The organism is Oceanobacillus sp. FSL K6-0251 (assembly GCF_038004725.1).
Taxonomy (GTDB): Bacteria; Bacillota; Bacilli; order Bacillales; family Amphibacillaceae; genus Oceanobacillus; species Oceanobacillus oncorhynchi.
This window is the reverse complement of record NZ_JBBORS010000001.1, coordinates 151,862-171,126: the sequence shown is the minus strand read 5'-3', so window position 1 is coordinate 171,126 and position 19,265 is coordinate 151,862. Positions and strand designations below refer to the sequence as shown.

Below are 19,265 nucleotides of genomic sequence, written 5' to 3'. Positions count from 1 at the left end.
ACCTCCTTACATTACTTTTTCTTGTTAGCCATTGTCTTACGTGGGCCTTTACGTGTACGAGAGTTATTCTTTGTCTTTTGTCCGCGAACTGGTAATCCGCGACGATGACGAATACCTCTGTAAGCACCGATTTCGATCAAACGTTTGATGTTCAAGGATACTTCACGACGAAGATCCCCTTCTGTAGTGTAGCTATCAATCGCTTGACGGATTCTTGTTAATTCGTCTTCCGTTAAATCACGGACACGAGTATCTTCAGAAACGCCTGCTTCTTTAAGGACTTCCTGTGCAGTAGTTTTTCCAATACCATAAACATATGTTAAGGAAATTACTACTCTTTTATCACGTGGAATATCAATACCTGCAATACGTGCCATAGAATGCTAGCACCTCCTATTTATTAGCCTTGTTTTTGTTTGTGTTTTGGATTTTCACAAATTACCATTACTTTACCTTTGCGTTTGATGACTTTGCATTTCTCGCAAATTGGTTTTACAGATGCTCTTACCTTCATCATCATTACCTCCTTTTAGATCGGAGCTCGTTTATTTATAACGGTACGTAATTCGTCCTTTGGTTAAATCATACGGAGAAAGCTCAACCGTAACTTTATCGCCCGGTAAAATGCGGATAAAGTGCATACGGATTTTACCAGATACATGCGCCAATACGGTATGGCCGTTTTCAAGCTCCACTTTAAACATCGCATTCGGCAATGTATCTGTCACTGTACCTTCTACTTCAATAACATCGTCTTTCGCCATTGTGTGTGATCTCCCTTCTTCAAATCAGTTACAACCTTATCTAAATCTAGGATAAAGCTTTCGTTTCCTTTTGTGACAAGCCAGTCTTGATATGCTGCTCGCTTATCTTCCGGGAAACATTGAACGTACATCTGGCGCTCTATCATCAGAAGATGATTTATAAACGCACTGCTTGCTTCTTCCATTGGCCAGCGTAGGACAACCGGCCGTTCACAACCGAGATATCAATTGTACTGACCTGAATCACTATCCTGCATCATACGTACAAATTGACCCTTGCTTTTAGAAAATCAATTTGTTAACGTATATCAGCTCTCACCATCACCTAGGCAATTGTTTGTTTTATATCAAAAGGTTGATGAACCAATTTTTTATCGTGTTTGATAAAAGCATTACACATTATCTCACCTATTATAACTCGCAGACCTAAGTTTTGCACTTATTCTGTCTGCTAAAAGGGGTGACTTATTTATCCAAAATGGATTCAATATCGGAGAACACATCGTTAATATCACGATCACCGTCCACCTTCAAAAGATATCCTTTTTCTTGATAAAAATCAAGTAATGGCTGTGTTTGCTCTACGTTAACGGCTAACCGTTTTTTCACCGTTTCAGGTTGATCATCATCTCGCTGAATTAACTGGGAGCCATCTTTATCACAAATACCTTCTGTTTTAGGAGGGTTATAAACAACGTGATAAGTTGTTCCGCAAGTCGGACAAATTCTCCGTCCAGTTAAACGCTCTACCAATTTTTCTTCTGGTACATCCACATGTATACAATAGTCGATGGTTCTATTCAAATCAGCTGTCAATTCTTCAAGTGCTTCCGCTTGAGCAATTGTGCGCGGGAATCCATCTAATAGGAAACCTTCTTTACAATCGTCCTTTGCTAAGCGCTCTTTGACTATACCGATGGTTACTTCATCTGGAACAAGATTTCCTTGGTCCATATATTCCTTTGCTTTCTTGCCAAGATCCGTACCTTCTTTAATCGCCAGTCGGAACATATCCCCCGTTGAAATGTGAGGGATGTTATATTTTTCTTCGATTTTCTCGGCCTGGGTACCTTTCCCGGCACCAGGTAGCCCCATTAAGATTAAATTCATTCTTTCCCCTCGCTTTTGTAGGCAGGAAATTTACTTAATAAACCCTTTATAATGTCGCTTTACAAGCTGACCTTCTAATTGCTTCATGGTTGTTAATGCAACACCGACAACAATGATCAAGCTCGTACCGCCGATTTGAACTGTCTGCGGAAGATTTGCAAGACCGCCCAAGATAATTGGGAACACAGAAACAGCTGCTAAGAATAATGCACCAACAAAGGTCAATCTGCGAATCACCCTTGTTAAATATTCTTCTGTATTGTGCCCCGGACGAATTCCAGGAATGTAGCCGCCCTGTCTTTGCAAGTTCTCGGACATTTGTTCTGGATTGACCTGAACAAATGTATAGAAATAGGAGAAAGCAATGATCAGTGCAACATAGATTATCATACCTACAGGTTGTGTGTAATCAAAAACGTACGTTACGATATTTGCTACTTGATTTCCTTCAAAAAATCCAGCAATGGTCGTAGGTGCAATCATAAAGGCAATCGCAAAAATAACTGGAATTACCCCTGCTGCATTTACCTTGATTGGCAGATGCGTTGACTGTCCGCCTACTGGTGTACGATTAACTAACTTTTTCGCATACTGCACTGGAATTTTACGCAATGCTTCGTTTACGAAAATAATTCCAACCGTCACAGCAATAACCACTAACACAATTAACGTTACAATAACGATATTGATAAACAATTCACTTCCCGGGTTCGAGAAATATTGATTGTATATTTGGCCAGCGCCGTTCGGAATAGCAGCAACGATACCGGCAAAGATAATGATAGAAATACCATTACCTACACCGTGAGCAGTAATCTGTTCACCTAACCACATTAGAAAAGCTGTTCCGCCTGTTAATACGATAGCAATCGTTAAGAATTTGATGACGCCAGGATCCTGAATCAGTAATCCCCCTGCCATGGCATTAAAACCGATGGACATAGCAATTGCCTGAACAAATGCTATACCGACAGCCGCATAACGTGTGACCTGAGCGATTTTCTTTCGACCCATTTCTCCTTGCTTCTTCCATTCAGCAAACTTCGGAACAACATCCATTTGCAACAACTGCATGATAATTGATGCGGTGATGTAAGGCATGATCCCCATCGCAAAAATAGAGAAGTTTTCTAACGCCCCACCGCCAAACGTATTTATGAAGCCAAACATATTTTGCTGGCTCATCATAAATTGAATTGCTGATTGATCTGTAAAGGGCACGGTAATAAACGTACCAATACGGAATATAATAAGCATTAGCAGTGTAAATATAATTTTATTTCTTATATCTTTCACACGTAAAAAATTGGAGAGTGTCTGAAACAAATTAGATCACCTCAGATTGACCGCCCGCTGCCTCAATTGCTTCTTTCGCAGATGCAGAGAACTTATGAGCTTTTACAGTCAGTTTCTTTTCTAATTGACCTTTTCCAAGAACCTTAATTCCAGCATTCAATTTGCTTACGACACCAGTTTCTAATAATAGCTCTGGAGTAACTTCAGTTCCTTCTTCAAAGCGATTAAGTGTATCCAGGTTCACAATTGCATATTCTTTACGGTTGATATTTGTAAAACCGCGCTTCGGCAGACGTTGGAATAAAGGCATTTGACCACCTTCAAAACCAAGTCTTACACCGCCGCCAGAACGTGCTTTTTGACCTTTATGTCCACGACCAGAAGTTTTTCCGTTACCTGAAGAAGTTCCGCGACCTACACGGTTTCTTTCTTTACGAGTTCCTTCTGCTGCTTTTAATTCATGAAGTTTCATGCGAGCACCTCCTCTTCACAATAAATTTATTAAACTTCTTTAACTGTCAATAAGTGGGACACTCTGTTAACCATACCGCGAACGGCTGGAGTATCTTCACGTACAACCGATTGACGAATTTTCTTTAACCCTAACGCTTCAACAGTTTTACGTTGAACGTCACTGCCTCCGATAACACTGCGAGTGAGGGTTATTTCTAATTTTTTAGACATAGTGATTCCCTCCTTATCCTAACAGTTCTTCAACAGACTTTCCACGTAATTTCGCTACGTCCTCAGCTGTTTTTAAATTAGTTAAACCGTTCAATGTAGCACGGATAACGTTAATTGGTGTGTTGGATCCTAATGATTTTGTCAGGATATCACCTACACCAGCAAGCTCTAAAATCGCACGTACTGGACCACCGGAGATAACTCCAGTACCTTCAGAAGCAGGCTTCATCAATACGTTACCAGAACCAAACTGACCATGGATTTGGTGTGGAATGGTTGTGCCTACGATTGGTACAGTAATTAAGTTTTTCTTCGCATCATCTACTGCTTTTTTAATAGCTTCAGGTACTTCTTGTGCTTTACCAGTACCGAAACCTACATGACCGTTCTTGTCACCTACAACTACTAATGCTGCAAAGCGGAAACGACGTCCACCTTTTACAACCTTTGCAACACGGTTGACCGTAACAACACGTTCTTCAAGATCTAATTTGCTCGGATCAATATTCGTAATCATTATAGATGGTTACCTCCTTTTACTTTTAAAATTCAAGGCCTTCCTCGCGAGCTGCCTCTGCTAAAGCTTTGATTCGTCCATGATATAAATAACCACCACGATCAAATACAATAGATTTATATCCTTTGTCAATTGCACGTTTTGCAACAGCTGCCCCAACTGCTTTCGCAGCGTCGACATTGCTTCCGTTGATTTCAAGCTCTTTATCAACTGTAGAAGCACTTGCCAGGGTTACACCATTGACATCATCAATCAATTGAGCATAAATGTTTTTGTTGGAACGATACACATTCAAACGTGGACGTTCTGCAGTTCCTGATAATGTTCTGCGTACACGGTTGTGACGCTTTTTACGGATAACATTTTTGTCAGGCTTTGTGATCATCTGGGTCACTCCTTTCTCGGGCTAAAAAACTTACTTAGCAGTTTTACCTTCTTTACGACGTACATATTCATCCGCATATTTGATTCCTTTACCTTTATAAGGCTCTGGCGGGCGGATTGCTCGGATATTAGCAGCAACTGCTCCTACTAACTCTTTATCGATACCTTTAACAACGATTTGTGTGTTTTTAGGTACTTCGATTTCAATACCGTCAATTGGGTCAAGTTCAACAGGATGTGAATAACCAGCGTTAACAACTGTTTTGTTTCCCTGCTTTTGAGCACGGTAACCAACACCGTTGATTTCCAATGATTTTTCAAAACCTTTACTTACTCCAACTACCATGTTATTGATTAAGCTGCGAGTAGTACCATGCAGTGCTCGGTGTTCTTTATGATCACTCGGGCGCTCCAAAGTTACGATATTACCCTCAACGTTAACTTTAATATCTGGATGAAAATCTCTTGTTAATTCACCCTTTGGTCCTTTAACTGTCAGTGTAGTTCCGTTGAATTTCAACTCTACACCTTCTGGAATTTCAATAGGCTTAAGTCCGACACGAGACATTCTCTGCACCTCCTCTGATAAATTATAGTTCTTACCAAACGTACGCTAGTACTTCTCCGCCAACTGCCTGAGAACGAGCTTCTTTGTCAGAAAGCATTCCGTTAGAAGTTGATACGATAGCAATGCCAAGTCCGTTCAATACACGTGGTACTTCATTTGCTTTAGCATATACGCGTAAACCTGGTTTACTGATACGTTTGATTCCTGTGATAACTCTATCTTCGTTTGCACTATATTTTAAGAAGATACGTAATATACCTTGTTTGTTATCTTCAACTAACTCATAATCCTTCACATAGCCTTCACGTTTCAGGATATCAGCGATCTCTTTTTTAATTTTAGAAGCAGGAAGCTCTAATTGTTCATGTTTAACCATGTTCGCATTACGAATGCGAGTAAGCATATCTGCAATTGGATCTGTCATAACCATTACTAATTACCTCCTTCCCGAATCGGGGATTACCAACTTGCTTTTTTGACACCAGGAATTTGACCTTTATAGGCAAGTTCACGGAAACAAATACGGCAAAGTTTAAATTTACGAATTACTGAATGCGGGCGACCACAGCGTTCGCAACGAGTGTACTCTTGTACTTTATATTTTTGCGGGCGCTTTTGTTTCGCTATCATAGATTTTTTAGCCAAAATTTTCCCTCCTTGTATTAGCTCACGACTACTTTTGGAAAGGCATGCCCAGCCCAGCTAAAAGTTCACGAGCTTCTTCGTCAGTGTTAGAAGTTGTTACAATAACAATATCCATACCACGAACTTTATTGACTTTATCGTAATTAATTTCTGGGAAAATCAACTGTTCTTTCACACCTAAAGTGTAGTTTCCACGACCATCAAATGCTTTTTTAGAAATACCGCGGAAGTCACGTACACGTGGAAGAGATACAGCAATCAGTTTTTGCAAGAAGTCATACATGCGTTCTCCACGCAAAGTAACTTTTGCACCAATTGGCATTCCTTCACGAAGACGGAAACCTGCGATGGATTTCTTAGCACGAGTAATCAATGGTTTTTGACCAGAAATTAAAGCTAATTCTTCAACAGCACTATCCAATGCCTTAGAGTTTTGTACTGCGTCACCAACACCCATGTTGATTACGATTTTCTCTATTTTAGGTACTTCCATTACGGAATCATAATTGAATTTATTCATTAAAGATGAAGTGATTTCATCATTATACTTTTGTTTTAATTCGTTCATGTGTTAGCCCTCCTTTCACAGAAAAACTTATTTATCTAATGCTTCACCGGATTTTTTTGCAATACGGATTTTTTTACCATCTTTTATTTCATAGCCAACACGAGTTGGTTCTCCGGACTTCGGATCGATTGGCAATACATTAGAAACATGAATTGGAGCTTCGATATTCAAGATTCCGCCTTGCGGATTATCTTGAGATGGCTTCGCATGTTTTTGGATCATGTTCACACCTTCTACTAATACGCGCTCTTTCTTCGGAAATGCTTCTAATACAGTGCCTTCTTTACCGCGGTCTTTGCCGGATAACACTTTGACTTTATCACCTTTTTTTACATGCATGCTTTACGCACCTCCTTGATGAGGAAATTTCTTCTTATAAAACTTCTGGAGCTAGAGATACGATTTTCATGAATTGAGCCTCACGTAATTCACGTGCAACAGGTCCGAAGATACGAGTTCCTCTTGGACTTTTATCATCACGGATAATTACGGCAGCATTTTCATCAAAACGGATGTAAGAACCATCTTTACGACGAGCACCAGATTTAGAACGTACAATCACTGCCTTTACAACGTCGCCTTTCTTGACAACGCCCCCTGGTGTTGCTTGTTTGACCGTGCAAACAATTACATCACCAATGTTGGCAGTTTTGCGACCGGAACCGCCTAATACTTTAATGGTTAATACTTCACGAGCACCAGAGTTATCTGCAACCTTCAAACGAGTTTCTTGTTGAATCATAACACTGTGACCTCCCTTCGGATACCTTCCGAGCGAACTTTATTAAATAATTACCGCTTCTTCTACTACTTCTACTAAACGGAAACGTTTTGTAGCTGATAGTGGGCGAGTTTCCATGATTTTTACAACATCACCAGTTTTTGCAACATTGTTTTCATCATGTGTTTTAAATTTCTTAGAATACTTAACACGTTTTCCATAAAGCTTATGGAATTTGTAAGTTTCAACTAAAACTGTAATAGTTTTATCCATTTTGTCGGATACAACACGACCAGTATAAACTTTACGATCATTACGTTCAGACATTGAGGTTAACCTCCCCTCTGGAATCTTTAGTTATTTGCACTTAGTTCGCGCTCGCGAACAACGGTTTTAAGACGAGCAATTGATTTGCGTACTTCACGGATACGTGCAGTGTTTTCCAATTGACCAGTAGCTAATTGGAAACGTAAATTAAATAACTCTTCTTTCAACGTTTTAACATTTTTTTCAATTTCGGCAGTGGTTAAATCTCTGATTTCTTTAGCCTTCATTGCTTTCACCACCAATTTCTTCACGTTTTACGAATTTCGTTTTAATAGGTAATTTATGTGCTGCAAGCCGAAGTGCTTCACGAGCTACCTCTTCAGATACACCTGCAATTTCAAACATAATTTTACCAGGCTTTACTACTGCTACCCATCCTTCTGGAGCACCTTTACCGGAACCCATACGAACCTCTAAAGGCTTTGCAGTGTAAGGTTTGTCTGGAAAGATTTTGATCCAAACTTTACCGCCACGTTTCATGTAACGAGTCATTGCAATACGCGCTGCCTCGATTTGGCGGCTTGTAATCCAAGAAGCGTCAAGTGCTTGTAAACCATATTCTCCGAAAGAAACAGTTGTACCGCCTTTTGCTTGGCCTCTCATTTTACCACGATGTTGTCTACGATATTTAACACGTTTAGGCATTAACATAGTAATGAGCCCCCTCCCTTATTTATCGGTTTTTGTTGGAAGGACTTCTCCACGATAAATCCATACTTTAACACCTAATTTACCATACGTAGTATCAGCTTCTGCTGTACCATAGTCAATGTCAGCACGTAAAGTATGAAGTGGTACTGTTCCTTCACTGTAATGTTCTGCACGAGCGATGTCCGCACCGCCTAGACGTCCAGATACTTGTGTTTTGATTCCTTTAGCTCCAGCACGCATCGCACGTTGGATAGCTTGCTTTTGAGCACGACGGAATGAAATACGATTTTCTAATTGACGAGCAATATTATCAGCAACAAGTGCTGCATCAATATCTACTTTTTTGATTTCAACGATATTGATATGAACTCGTTTGCCAGTTAAGTTGTTTAAAGATTTACGTAAAGCTTCAACTTCGGATCCGCCTTTACCAATGACCATACCTGGTTTGCCAGTATGGATAGTAATGTTTACACGGTTTGCTGCACGTTCAATTTCAATAGAAGAAACAGCAGCCGTTTTAAGACGTCCTTCAAGATATTCTCTGATTTTAATATCTTCATGCAGTAAGTCTGCATAGTCTTTCCCAGCGTACCATTTAGACTCCCAGTCCTTAATGACACCTACGCGAAGACCTGTTGGATTAACTTTTTGACCCACTGACTATCCCTCCTTCTTTTCGTTTACCACAACTGTAATGTGGCTGGTACGTTTATTGATTCTGCTTGCACGTCCTTGTGCACGTGGACGGAAACGTTTCAAAGTAGCTCCTTCGTTCACATATGCTTCAGATACTACTAAATTGTCTGCATCCATTTCATAGTTATGCTCTGCGTTCGCAACAGCAGAATTTAATACTTTTTCTACGACTGGAGAAGCTCCACGCTGTGTATGTTTTAAAATAGCGATTGCTTCGCCAACCTCTTTTCCTCGAATTAGATCTACAACTAAACGAACCTTACGAGGAGCAATACGAACTGATTTCGCAACGGCTTTAGCTTGCATGCCTGGTACCTCCTCTCATTTAACGTCTTGTTTTTTTATCGTCACCAGCGTGTCCTCTGTACGTACGAGTTGGTGCGAATTCACCTAATTTATGACCGACCATATCTTCCGTGATATATACTGGCACATGCTTACGTCCATCATATACTGCAACGGTATGACCAACGAATTGCGGGAAAATTGTTGAGCGACGAGACCAAGTTTTTATTACTTGCTTCTTGTCTTCTGTGTTCAATACTTCAATTTTCTTCATTAGATGGTCATCTGCAAAAGGTCCTTTTTTTAAACTGCGACCCATGGATAAGCCTCCTTCCAGGGATTAGAGACGGGTGCTTTAGCCCGCCCGTTTTTCCGTTTATTTTTTACGTCTACGAACGATATACTTATCAGATGGTTTATTACGTTTACGTGTTTTATAACCAAGTGTTGGTTTGCCCCAAGGTGACATTGGTGATTTACGGCCAATTGGCGCGCGTCCTTCACCACCACCATGCGGGTGATCATTAGGGTTCATAACAGAACCGCGAACAGTTGGACGGATACCTTTCCAACGGGAACGACCAGCTTTACCTACACGGATGAGTTCATGTTCAATGTTACCGACTTGACCAATTGTAGCACGGCAAGTTGTTAATACTAAACGAACTTCTCCAGAAGCAAGGCGTACAAGTGTATATTTTTCTTCGCGTCCCAAGATTTGAGCTTCTGCACCAGCAGAACGAGCAATTTGGCCTCCGCGTCCCGGTTTTAATTCGATATTATGGATAACAGTACCTACTGGAATGCTTCCAAGCGGTAATGCGTTACCTACTTTAATATCTGCATTTTCACCAGATTCAATTACTTGCCCTACTTTAACATTTTTCGGAGCAAGGATATAACGTTTCTCCCCATCAGCATAATGGATTAATGCAATGTTTGCTGAACGGTTAGGATCGTATTCGATTGTAGCAACGCGTCCTGGCACACCATCTTTATCGCGTTTGAAGTCGATAATACGATATTGGCGCTTATGACCGCCGCCGTGATGACGAACCGTTAATTTCCCTTGATTGTTACGTCCACCACGTTTAGATAATGGAGCTAAAAGGGATTTCTCAGGGGTATTCGTAGTAATCTCTGCAAAGTCTGATCCAGACATATTACGTCTACCATTTGAGGTTGGTTTATACTTTTTAATCGCCATCGTTGTCCCTCCTTTTAGTTTGGAATATATTCATTCGTATGATTAAGCCTCAAAGAAATCTAAATCTTCGCTATCTGCCGATAACTGAACGATAGCTTTTTTACGGTCTGGACGATATCCACCGTAGCGGCCCATTCGCTTAAATTTACCTTTAAGGTTCATTGTGTTTACTTTTTCTACTTTCACACCAAAGATGGTTTCTACAGCATCTTTGATTTCTGTTTTGTTCGCTTTTACAGCTACTTCAAACGTGTATTTTTTCTCTGCCATTAAGTCAGCAGAATTCTCTGTAATGACAGGGCGTTTAATTACATCGCGCAAATCTTTCATTATGCGAGCACCTCCCCTGCTTTTTCAGCTGCATCTTTTGTGATGATCAGCTTGTCATGCGTAAGCAAGTCAAGTACATTTAATTCTTCTACAGTTAATACCTTTACGTTTTGTAAGTTGTTCGCAGAGCGGGCAACTGTTTCGTCTTTCTCAGAAAGAACAACAAGTGCTTTCTCTTCAACTTTAAGTCCGTTTAAGATATTTACAATTTCTTTTGTTTTTGGAGCATCAATTGTGATTGCTTCTAAAACAAACAAGCTTTCTTCTTTTACTTTAGAAGATAATGCTGACTTTAACGCTAAGCGACGAACTTTCTTTGGTAATTTATAGCTATAGCTGCGTGGAGTAGGTCCGAAAACAGTCCCACCGCCAACCCATTGTGGTGAACGGATAGATCCTTGACGTGCACGGCCAGTTCCTTTTTGGCGCCATGGTTTGCGGCCTCCGCCACGAACTTCTGAACGATTTTTAACAGCATGTGTACCTTGACGTAAAGATGCACGTTGCATAACAACCGCTTCATGAAGTACATGTGTGTTTGGCTCGATACCAAAAACAGCGTCATTTAATTCGATTTCTCCAACATTACTTCCATCCTGTTTTAAAAGTGCTACTTTAGGCATGACATATCCTCCCTTCGTTTATGTGATTAGTTACCTTTTACTGCACTCGTAATTTTTACGTAAGATTTTTTTGCACCAGGGATATTTCCTTTAATCAGAAGTAAATTCTTTTCAGTATCTACACTGACAACTTCAAGGTTTTGAATTGTTTTTTGTTCAGAACCCATATGACCTGGTAATTTTTTACCTTTGAAAACACGCATTGCATCAATTGCAGCCATCGCACCTGGAGCTCTATGAAAATGAGAACCGTGTGTTTTTGGTCCGCGTTGTTGATTGTGACGTTTGATAGCACCTTGGAATCCTTTCCCTTTAGATGTTCCTGTCACATCGATTTTTTCACCGGCTTCAAAGATATCAACGTTGATTTCTTGACCAACTTCATAGTTGTCAACCTCTGCGCCACGGATTTCACGAACGTAGCGCTTAGGGGCAGTGCCTGCTTTCTCAGCATGACCTTTCTCCGCTTTGTTTGTACGTGATTCCTTTTTATCAGCAAAACCGATTTGCAACGCTTCGTAACCATCATTTTCTAATGTTTTCTTTTGCAACACAACATTTGCCTCAGCTTGAACAACTGTTACTGGTACAAGTTCTCCATTTTCAGAGAAAAGCTGAGTCATGCCGATTTTACGACCTAAGATTCCTTTCGTCATCCGTTACACCTCCTGTATTTAAAACGAATTATAATTTAATTTCAATATCTACACCAGATGGAAGATCTAAACGCATCAGCGCATCAACCGTTTTTGGTGTAGGCTCAAGAATATCGATCAGACGCTTGTGCGTACGCATTTCGAACTGTTCACGAGCATCTTTGTACTTATGAACCGCACGCAACACTGTATAAACAGCTCTTTCAGTCGGCAATGGAATCGGACCAGACACTTTTGCTCCGGAACGTTTTGCAGTTTCCACAATTTTCACAGCAGACTGATCTAAGATGCGGTGATCGTATGCTTTTAAACGAATTCTGATTTTCTCTTTTGCCATCATTTTCCCTCCTTCTCGCCTATATTATTATAGACATTCTCCGCGAAAATTCCTTAACACACCGCCATGGCAAAGGGGCCGGGTGTGCCAACAACCTTCCGCATCATCGCATTAATTGGTCAACTACATTAGTATAACAAATATCTTTGACCTTAGCAAGCTTATACATAGCTATCTACAAGTTTGCACATTTTTATATTATACATAGCATCCAGTATGATTGCAAGCTTATTTTAAAAGTTTTTTTATTTCCTTATATAATATCAGAAATTCTGCTTGTTCTTGTGCTAAATACTTTTAAATAAAACAATGAATAAGCGGAATCGGCTGTTTTACCGTTCCGCTTCACAATCTTATATAAACTTTCCGTTATAATAGTAGAAACCCGATCGCAATCGGAATAAAGGTAAACAGTAGAATCATGACACAAAAGCCCATAATATCCCGAATCTTCAACCCGGCAATGGCGAGTACAGGCAGGGCCCAAAATGGCTGTATCATATTTGTCCAGGCATCTCCCCAGGCAACTGCCATGGCTGTTTTTGCTGTATCGGCTCCAATTTCAAGCGCTGCTTGTATCATGATAGGGCCTTGGACAGCCCATTGTCCGCCGCCGGAAGGTACTAACGCATTAACCAAACCTGCGCTGAGAAAAGTGAAAATAGGCAGTGTATATTCGGTTGCGAAACTGACAAACCATAATGAAATCTTATCTGATAATCCAGATGCCACCATCATCCCCATTATTCCAGCGTAGAATGGAAACTGTATAATAATTCCGCCGGCGTTCTTCACACCTCTCCCTACCGTATCCAGAAACCGTCTTGGTGTTCTGTGAAGAAGGATTCCCAAGAAAAGAAAAATAAAATTGACGATATTGATATTTAGGTCAAATCCATTGGCAACGAAATGATACCCAATAAAAAGGAGTCCCATCATGCCAATCAGAAAAGACAAGGCCTGACTGTTCTCCAGCCTTTCTGCGGGTGTTACCGACTGAGGAACTTCCGCTTCCGTTTCCTCTCCGGATTCTTCCTTCCATAATGAAGGATCGATTTTACCTATAGGATCTGCTCCCTTTAATAAGTACCGATTAAAAAGCGGAAGTGTAATTAATAAGGTAATGACAATAAACAGATTAAATGAACTGAACAATGTCTCTGTTACAGGAATTATTCCAATAGCATCTTCTAAAAAATGCCCTGGTGTGGCAATGAGCAGCGGTACCGACCCGGAAAAACCGCCATGCCAGATGACCATACCGCTGTAGGCGCTGGCAATCAATATCCGATAGTCCACTGCAGGAACCCGCTTTGCCACATGAACAGCAAATAATGCTCCGACAACAAGTCCAAAGCCATAGTTTATTAAACAAGCAAGCAAAGCAACGAATGTTACCAGCATCACCGCTTGCCCCGGTGTTTTTGCCGCTCTGCTGAGTTTCGCTAAAAAACCTTTCACAACAGGTGTACTTGCTAAAATATACCCTGTCACAACCACCAGTGACATTTGCATTCCAAATTCAAGCAGGTCCCAAAAACCCTCTCCCCAATACGTTATCATTTCCACCGGGCCGCTACTTGTTATAGTGACACCCAGTAAGTAAACCAAAATCGTTAAAATAACAGCAAATAAAAATGCATCTGGTAAATATCTCTGTACCACCCTGTCAAAGAATCTTGTTAAAACTTTCAATCGAGCTCCCCCCTTGTATGCTGCTATATTATCAATCGAAACACTCTTCCAACAGCATCACCGTTTCGGTTCTTTCTATAATATATTATGACATACCGTTTCTTTAGCACGACTTCTTATGAATAAAACTTCCAGCAGCCAAGTTTTCATTCTGCTCCTTTCACAGAATTCAAAACGTATACGATCACAACCCGGCTGTTGGATTTGTGTTTTATCTATCCCTCTAGTAGATGCCCAAAGACGCTAAAATGATTGCGGCCGCTGTTGCTAAAACTGGAATAGCTACCGCTACTACAAAAATATCCTTATAGCTGTCTTTATGTGTCATCCCTGTAATGGTAAGCAACGTTAGCACTGCACCATTATGCGGCATCGCATCCAGTCCTCCCGAGGAAAGAGACGCAATTCGGTGGAATGCTTCCGGAGCAATACCTGTACTGAGTGCCAGCTCATAATATCTCTCCCCTAAAGCTTCCAAGGCGATACCCATCCCGCCTGAAGCAGAGCCTGTGGAGCCGGCTAAAACATTTACTGCAATGGCTTCAGAAATTAAGGGGTTTCCTTTCACTCCCATTAACAGCGCCGTCAACCGATCAAAGCCCGGCACCGCCTGAACAACCGTACCAAACCCAACAGCAGCGCTGGTATTTACAATGGCTGTAACAGAGCCTACTGCGCCACTATTAATTGCTTTCACAAACCCTCTGAATTTCGTAATATTTAATAGAAGCAGCAGAATAATTCCGGACAATAAAGCAATCACAATATCCCATTGAAAAATATTCAACGTTACCACAACGGTGACTAACGGTAAGATAGATAATATAAAATGAGGCGCGTTCCCTTCTACCTGTACGATTTTATTATCTTTTGGCTCGGTATAGCCCTCCCCTTTTGCAGTCAGCTGCTTTTCTCTCCATCGCATGTAACCATAACCGCCAACAGCCATAATAACAGCTGCTGTTATCCCCATAACCGGAGCTGCCATCGCATTCGTATTAAAATACGGAACCGGAATTAAGTTTTGAATTTGAGGAGTCCCGGGAATAGCTGTCATCGTAAATGTAAAAGCCCCTAATGCGACAGTACCCGGAATCAGACGTCTGCTGATATTCGCCTCCCGGAATAATGTCAACGCTAATGGATAAACAGCAAACACGACAACGAATAAACTGACCCCTCCATAGGTTAAAACCGCACAGGAAACAAGCACCCCCAGTATAGCCCGTTTCGTGCCAATTACCTTTGTTAATGCAATAGCAACGGACTTCGCCATCCCTGTGTCTTCCATCAACTTGCCAAAAACTGCCCCCAGCATAAACACAGGAAACCATTGCTTAGCAAAATTAACAAACCCGCTCATATATGTGTCTGTATATGCCTCTAAAAGATCCAGACCTCCAGCGAGTGCCACTACTCCTGCTGCAATGGGCGCTACCCAAATAATAGACCACCCTAAATAAGCAAGAACCATCAGCACAACTAAGCCTAATATAATTCCAAACATGCATACCCCTCCATTTCTCTCTTTTTTGTCGCTATGCTAATTAGAAAGAACAAATCATTTTACCGCAAATTAAATTGCCCTCTCACAGCAGAGAAGAATCTATTCTTGATGTATCATTTCAGGTTAAACAGCCTCCAAAATCATCGCAATCCCCTGCCCTCCACCAATACATAAGGAGGCAATGCCATATTTCTTCCTGCTTCGTTTCAGCTCCTTCGTTAATGTGTAGAGCACCCTTGTTCCGCTGGCTCCAATCGGATGTCCCAAAGCGATAGCGCCCCCATTGACATTGACCTTTTCCCGATCCAAGCCAAGCACTTTTTCAACAGCTAAATACTGGGCAGCAAATGCCTCATTTACTTCTATTACATCTATATCATCCAAGGTAAGATCGGCTTTTTTTAAGGCCTGTTTTATCGCAGGCACCGGCCCAATCCCCATATATTCCGGTTCCACGCCCGCAACTCCCCATGACACGATTCTTGCCAGAGGCTTTACCTGATGCCGCTCTACGTAGTGCTCATCGGCTACAATAACTGCTCCAGCACCATCATTAATCCCGCTGGCATTCCCTCCTGTCACCGTTCCATCCTTCTTAAAAGCACCCTTGAGCCCCGCAAGCTTCTCCACCGTCGTACTCTCACGGATATGCTCATCCGTATTTACAACTGTTGTTCCTTTTCTGGACATTATCTCCACTGGAATGATTTCCTCCTCCAGCTTTCCTGCTTTCTGTGCTTTTGCAGCCCGCTGGTGACTCAAACAAGCATATACATCCTGTTCTTCACGGGAAATATGATATTTCTCAGCTAAATTCTCTGCAGTAACTCCCATCCCCGAACCAATATATTCATCGGTTAAAGCTGCCCAAAGCATGTCATCCACATGAGGTGTTTTTAATTTTGTCCCGAACCTGCTTCCCCTTAATGCATAGGGAGACTGACTCATATTTTCGACTCCTCCAGCCAGTGCCACACTCGCCTCGCCGAGTAAAATGGATTGCGCGGCCGAGACGACAGACTGCAGGCCGGAGCCGCATAAACGGTTGACCGTCAAAGCAGGACTCGCTAACGGTATGCCCGCCTGCAGCGCGACATGTCTGGAAAGATAGGGCGCATTCTTTTCGGAATGAATAACATTGCCCAAAACGCTCAGATCAATAACTTCGGCCGGTATTCCGCTGCGGCGAATTGCTTCCTTACTAACTGCTATACCTAATTCAGCAGGTCCGACATCCTTCAAACTTCCGCCGAAGGTGCCAAATGGTGTTCTTGCTCCTTCAATCAAATATACATTTGTCATTTTTATTCTCACCTCTTCTTTTTATTATTGAGCTGTATAGCCGCCATCTAATGCAATTGCCTGCCCCGTAATTCCCTTTGCTTTATCACTGGCTAAGAACATGACATAATCCGCAACCTCCTGAACATCTAAAAGCCGTTTCTGAGGCACTAATGGGTATAATACTTCTTCCAGTACTTTTTCAATTGGCACACCACGATTTTTTGCCAAATCCTCAAACTGTCCGCGCACCAGCGGCGTGTCGACATACCCAGGGCAAATCGCATTCACCGTAATCCCATCTGCAGCTCCTTCTAAAGCAGACACCTTGGTCAAACCGATCACCCCGTGCTTAGCACTGTTATAGGCTGCCTTACCTGCAAAACCAATCAGCCCATTAATCGAAGCCATATTAATAATCCGTCCAAATCCTTGCTTTTTCATCAGCGGGAAAATAAGCTTGGTTGCCATAAATGGAGCAACCAGCATAACCTTAGTCATAAACTCAAATTTTTCAGTTGGAAAATCTTCAATAGCAGATACATGCTGTAACCCTGCATTGTTAATTAAAACGTCGATTCTTCCATACTTTTCTTCTGTGTAATCCAAAGCCTGTTTAAGCTCTTCTTCACTGGTAACATCGCATTTCAGTCCGATACAGTCATGGCCCTTCTTCTTTAAATTCTCCGAAGCCTCCACCACTTTCTCTTCATTCACATCTGACAAAGCTACCTTTGCACCGTTTTTTGCAAACGCACGGCCAATTTCATACCCGATACCGCTTGCTGCACCTGTTATAAAAACTACTTTATTTTCTATCATATATAATCCCCCTCGCAATACTAACCCTTAATAAAGTTTCATTTTATATCCAATCATACCAGCTTTCCGGCAAAGAGATTAATAAGCTCCCGGTTGCAAATGCTCACTAATTCGAAGCTCAGCTTCTGTTGACGCGATAATCTCTTCTGCCGTCCAGCCTTCTGCTACTTCGACAAGCATAAGACCATCTTCCTCCACATCAATCACCGCTCGATCGGTAATAATTCGATTGACGACCTGTTTGCCGGTTAAAGGCAAGCTGCATTTTTTTAAGATCTTTGGCTCATTATGCTTATTAACATGGTCCATAATAACAACGATTTTTTTTGCTCCATGGACAATATCCATTGCTCCCCCCATACCTTTGATCATTTTTCCCGGAATCATCCAGTTTGCCAAATCCCCGGTTTCAGAAACTTCCATCCCTCCCAGGATAGCAAGATTTAAATGTCCCCCCCGTATCATTGCAAATGACTCTGCATTACTAAAATAGGATGCACCGATTTGAGCTGTAACCGTCTCCTTCCCGGCATTAATCAAATCCGGATCAACCTCCGTTTTTAAAGGAGACTTTCCTATCCCGAGCAGCCCATTTTCTGATTGAAGGACAACCTGTTTCCCTTCCTGAATGTAGTTAGCAACCATGGTAGGCATTCCAATCCCTAAGTTAACGTAGTAACCGCTTTCAATTTCTTTTTCAGCCCTCCTGGCAATTCTTTCTCTGACAGAAGCTTTATCTAATTGTTTTACCATAACCTTCATCCTCCTTGATCTCGATTACATTTCCTGCCGTAATGTCAGACGTTCAATTCTTTTCTCCTGTTTCCCTTCAATCATTCCCTGAACATAGATTCCCGGCGTATGGACATGATCTGGATCGATAGAACCTGTTTCAACCAGCTGCTCTACCTCTGCAATGGTTACTTTTCCTGCAGCAGCCATCATCGGATTAAAATTTCTCGCTGTCTTGTTGTAAACTAAATTTCCGGCATCATCTCCGACAGCGGCTCTGATTAAGCTGAAATCTGCCTTTAATGCAGTCTGCAGCAAATACTCTTTTCGATCAAAAACACGCACTTCTCCATTTTCTGCAACAGGGGTTCCGACTCCAGCCGGTGTATAAAACGCAGGAATACCTGCCCCCCCTGCCCGAACCCGCTCTGCCAGCGTGCCCTGAGGTGTTAATTCTACCTCTAATTCTCCCGCCAGCACCTGCCGCTCAAACTCTTTATTTTCTCCAACATAGGAACCAATCATTTTATCTATTTGCTTATTTTTTAAAAGTAATCCCAGTCCCCAATCATCTACTCCGCAATTATTCGATATAACTGTAAGGTGTTTAACTCATGAGTCCACCAATGCCAAAATAAGATTCTCGGGAATACCGACCAGCCCAAACCCTCCTACCATAATCGTGGAACCATCCTGAATATTTTTTACAGCGTCTTCAAAAGATGTATAAATTGTTTTCATTTGCATCTCACCCCTCCACAGTACAGTAGCAAAAAACATGCCAAAAATGATTAAACAGAAGAATAAAGGATAGACAACAAAGTAAGCCGATAAACAGAAGGCCCGTATTCCGGAT

31 protein-coding genes and 1 pseudogene are annotated in these 19,265 nt (G+C 41.5%); all 32 read right to left on the bottom strand.

Annotation, left to right across the window (positions count from 1 at the left end; all coding sequences use genetic code 11):
* Nucleotides 1-11 precede the first annotated feature (11 nt).
* The 32 genes and pseudogenes from rpsM to MKY45_RS00740 all read right to left on the bottom strand — a co-directional run bounded on the left by rpsM (nt 12) and on the right by MKY45_RS00740 (nt 19,150).
* Nucleotides 12-377 carry a 30S ribosomal protein S13 gene (gene rpsM, locus MKY45_RS00895; protein ID WP_042530825.1) on the bottom strand — a complete coding sequence of 122 codons (366 nt, stop codon included), beginning with the start codon at nt 375-377 and terminating at the stop codon, nt 12-14.
* A gap of 23 nt (nt 378-400) precedes the next feature.
* Entirely contained in the window at nt 401-514 is a 114-nt protein-coding gene (gene rpmJ, locus MKY45_RS00890) for a 50S ribosomal protein L36 (RefSeq protein WP_010095733.1), read from the bottom strand.
* A gap of 31 nt (nt 515-545) precedes the next feature.
* Nucleotides 546-764 carry a translation initiation factor IF-1 gene (gene infA / locus MKY45_RS00885; protein WP_040985051.1) on the bottom strand — a complete coding sequence of 73 codons (219 nt, stop codon included), beginning with the start codon at nt 762-764 and terminating at the stop codon, nt 546-548.
* 465 nt (nt 765-1,229) lie between these two features.
* A complete protein-coding gene (locus MKY45_RS00880) occupies nt 1,230-1,874 on the bottom strand; it encodes an adenylate kinase (RefSeq protein ID WP_042530822.1) in 645 nt (214 codons plus the stop codon).
* Nucleotides 1,875-1,904: 30 nt separating this feature from the next.
* A complete protein-coding gene (gene secY, locus MKY45_RS00875; RefSeq protein WP_042530819.1) occupies nt 1,905-3,200 on the bottom strand; it encodes a preprotein translocase subunit SecY in 1,296 nt (431 codons plus the stop codon).
* A gap of 1 nt (nt 3,201) precedes the next feature.
* Nucleotides 3,202-3,642: a 50S ribosomal protein L15 gene (gene rplO, locus MKY45_RS00870; protein WP_042530817.1), complete on the bottom strand. Its 441-nt coding sequence runs from the start codon at nt 3,640-3,642 to the stop codon at nt 3,202-3,204.
* A gap of 29 nt (nt 3,643-3,671) precedes the next feature.
* Nucleotides 3,672-3,854, bottom strand: a complete 183-nt coding sequence (gene rpmD / locus MKY45_RS00865) for a 50S ribosomal protein L30 (protein ID WP_042530815.1) — start codon at nt 3,852-3,854, stop codon at nt 3,672-3,674.
* Nucleotides 3,855-3,867: 13 nt separating this feature from the next.
* Complete coding sequence (gene rpsE / locus MKY45_RS00860) at nt 3,868-4,368, bottom strand: 30S ribosomal protein S5 (protein ID WP_139089182.1); 501 nt, start codon at nt 4,366-4,368, stop codon at nt 3,868-3,870.
* A 28-nt stretch (nt 4,369-4,396) separates the two neighbouring features.
* Nucleotides 4,397-4,756: a 50S ribosomal protein L18 gene (gene rplR, locus MKY45_RS00855; protein ID WP_042530812.1), complete on the bottom strand. Its 360-nt coding sequence runs from the start codon at nt 4,754-4,756 to the stop codon at nt 4,397-4,399.
* A gap of 30 nt (nt 4,757-4,786) precedes the next feature.
* Nucleotides 4,787-5,323 carry a 50S ribosomal protein L6 gene (gene rplF / locus MKY45_RS00850; protein ID WP_042530810.1) on the bottom strand — a complete coding sequence of 179 codons (537 nt, stop codon included), beginning with the start codon at nt 5,321-5,323 and terminating at the stop codon, nt 4,787-4,789.
* A gap of 31 nt (nt 5,324-5,354) precedes the next feature.
* Nucleotides 5,355-5,753 (bottom strand): 30S ribosomal protein S8, encoded by a 399-nt coding sequence (rpsH, locus tag MKY45_RS00845; RefSeq protein ID WP_042530808.1) that lies wholly within the window; start codon nt 5,751-5,753, stop codon nt 5,355-5,357.
* Between the two features lie 29 nt (nt 5,754-5,782).
* Entirely contained in the window at nt 5,783-5,968 is a 186-nt protein-coding gene (locus MKY45_RS00840; protein ID WP_010652082.1) for a type Z 30S ribosomal protein S14, read from the bottom strand.
* Between the two features lie 28 nt (nt 5,969-5,996).
* Complete coding sequence (gene rplE / locus MKY45_RS00835; RefSeq protein WP_042530805.1) at nt 5,997-6,536, bottom strand: 50S ribosomal protein L5; 540 nt, start codon at nt 6,534-6,536, stop codon at nt 5,997-5,999.
* Between the two features lie 27 nt (nt 6,537-6,563).
* Nucleotides 6,564-6,875, bottom strand: coding sequence for a 50S ribosomal protein L24 (gene rplX, locus MKY45_RS00830; RefSeq protein ID WP_042530803.1), 312 nt, complete (start codon nt 6,873-6,875; stop codon nt 6,564-6,566).
* 34 nt (nt 6,876-6,909) lie between these two features.
* A complete protein-coding gene (gene rplN, locus MKY45_RS00825; protein ID WP_040985075.1) occupies nt 6,910-7,278 on the bottom strand; it encodes a 50S ribosomal protein L14 in 369 nt (122 codons plus the stop codon).
* 42 nt (nt 7,279-7,320) lie between these two features.
* A complete protein-coding gene (gene rpsQ, locus MKY45_RS00820) occupies nt 7,321-7,584 on the bottom strand; it encodes a 30S ribosomal protein S17 (RefSeq protein ID WP_042530801.1) in 264 nt (87 codons plus the stop codon).
* Nucleotides 7,585-7,610: 26 nt separating this feature from the next.
* Entirely contained in the window at nt 7,611-7,811 is a 201-nt protein-coding gene (gene rpmC, locus MKY45_RS00815) for a 50S ribosomal protein L29 (protein WP_042530799.1), read from the bottom strand.
* Nucleotides 7,801-8,235 carry a 50S ribosomal protein L16 gene (rplP, locus tag MKY45_RS00810; protein ID WP_042530797.1) on the bottom strand — a complete coding sequence of 145 codons (435 nt, stop codon included), beginning with the start codon at nt 8,233-8,235 and terminating at the stop codon, nt 7,801-7,803. Before rplP ends, rpmC begins: the two co-directional genes overlap by 11 nt.
* 18 nt (nt 8,236-8,253) lie before the next feature.
* On the bottom strand, nt 8,254-8,895 hold the full coding sequence (gene rpsC, locus MKY45_RS00805) for a 30S ribosomal protein S3 (RefSeq protein ID WP_042530795.1): 642 nt from the start codon (nt 8,893-8,895) through the stop codon (nt 8,254-8,256).
* Nucleotides 8,896-8,898: 3 nt separating this feature from the next.
* Complete coding sequence (rplV, locus tag MKY45_RS00800; protein WP_042530793.1) at nt 8,899-9,240, bottom strand: 50S ribosomal protein L22; 342 nt, start codon at nt 9,238-9,240, stop codon at nt 8,899-8,901.
* A 19-nt stretch (nt 9,241-9,259) separates the two neighbouring features.
* Nucleotides 9,260-9,538, bottom strand: coding sequence for a 30S ribosomal protein S19 (rpsS, locus tag MKY45_RS00795; RefSeq protein WP_042530791.1), 279 nt, complete (start codon nt 9,536-9,538; stop codon nt 9,260-9,262).
* Nucleotides 9,539-9,595: 57 nt separating this feature from the next.
* A complete protein-coding gene (gene rplB, locus MKY45_RS00790; protein ID WP_042530789.1) occupies nt 9,596-10,426 on the bottom strand; it encodes a 50S ribosomal protein L2 in 831 nt (276 codons plus the stop codon).
* A 42-nt stretch (nt 10,427-10,468) separates the two neighbouring features.
* Complete coding sequence (rplW, locus tag MKY45_RS00785) at nt 10,469-10,756, bottom strand: 50S ribosomal protein L23 (RefSeq protein ID WP_042530787.1); 288 nt, start codon at nt 10,754-10,756, stop codon at nt 10,469-10,471.
* Nucleotides 10,756-11,379: a 50S ribosomal protein L4 gene (rplD, locus tag MKY45_RS00780; RefSeq protein WP_042530785.1), complete on the bottom strand. Its 624-nt coding sequence runs from the start codon at nt 11,377-11,379 to the stop codon at nt 10,756-10,758. The genes rplW and rplD overlap by 1 nt, the downstream gene beginning before the upstream one ends.
* Nucleotides 11,380-11,405: 26 nt before the next feature.
* Nucleotides 11,406-12,035 carry a 50S ribosomal protein L3 gene (rplC, locus tag MKY45_RS00775; RefSeq protein ID WP_042530784.1) on the bottom strand — a complete coding sequence of 210 codons (630 nt, stop codon included), beginning with the start codon at nt 12,033-12,035 and terminating at the stop codon, nt 11,406-11,408.
* 28 nt (nt 12,036-12,063) lie between these two features.
* The gene (gene rpsJ, locus MKY45_RS00770) at nt 12,064-12,372 is read right to left on the bottom strand and encodes a 30S ribosomal protein S10 (protein WP_042530782.1); all 309 of its coding nucleotides are present in this window, start codon (nt 12,370-12,372) and stop codon (nt 12,064-12,066) included.
* Between the two features lie 369 nt (nt 12,373-12,741).
* Nucleotides 12,742-14,067: a short-chain fatty acid transporter gene (locus MKY45_RS00765; protein WP_193064173.1), complete on the bottom strand. Its 1,326-nt coding sequence runs from the start codon at nt 14,065-14,067 to the stop codon at nt 12,742-12,744.
* 223 nt (nt 14,068-14,290) lie between these two features.
* Nucleotides 14,291-15,574, bottom strand: coding sequence for a GntP family permease (locus MKY45_RS00760; protein ID WP_042530778.1), 1,284 nt, complete (start codon nt 15,572-15,574; stop codon nt 14,291-14,293).
* A gap of 123 nt (nt 15,575-15,697) precedes the next feature.
* Nucleotides 15,698-16,876, bottom strand: coding sequence for a thiolase family protein (locus MKY45_RS00755; protein ID WP_042530776.1), 1,179 nt, complete (start codon nt 16,874-16,876; stop codon nt 15,698-15,700).
* Nucleotides 16,877-16,900: 24 nt separating this feature from the next.
* Entirely contained in the window at nt 16,901-17,677 is a 777-nt protein-coding gene (locus MKY45_RS00750) for a 3-hydroxybutyrate dehydrogenase (protein WP_042530774.1), read from the bottom strand.
* 78 nt (nt 17,678-17,755) lie between these two features.
* Nucleotides 17,756-18,430 carry a 3-oxoacid CoA-transferase subunit B gene (locus MKY45_RS00745; RefSeq protein ID WP_341172383.1) on the bottom strand — a complete coding sequence of 225 codons (675 nt, stop codon included), beginning with the start codon at nt 18,428-18,430 and terminating at the stop codon, nt 17,756-17,758.
* A 24-nt stretch (nt 18,431-18,454) separates the two neighbouring features.
* Nucleotides 18,455-19,150: pseudogene (locus MKY45_RS00740) on the bottom strand (CoA transferase subunit A).
* Between the last annotated feature and the right edge of the window lie 115 nt (nt 19,151-19,265).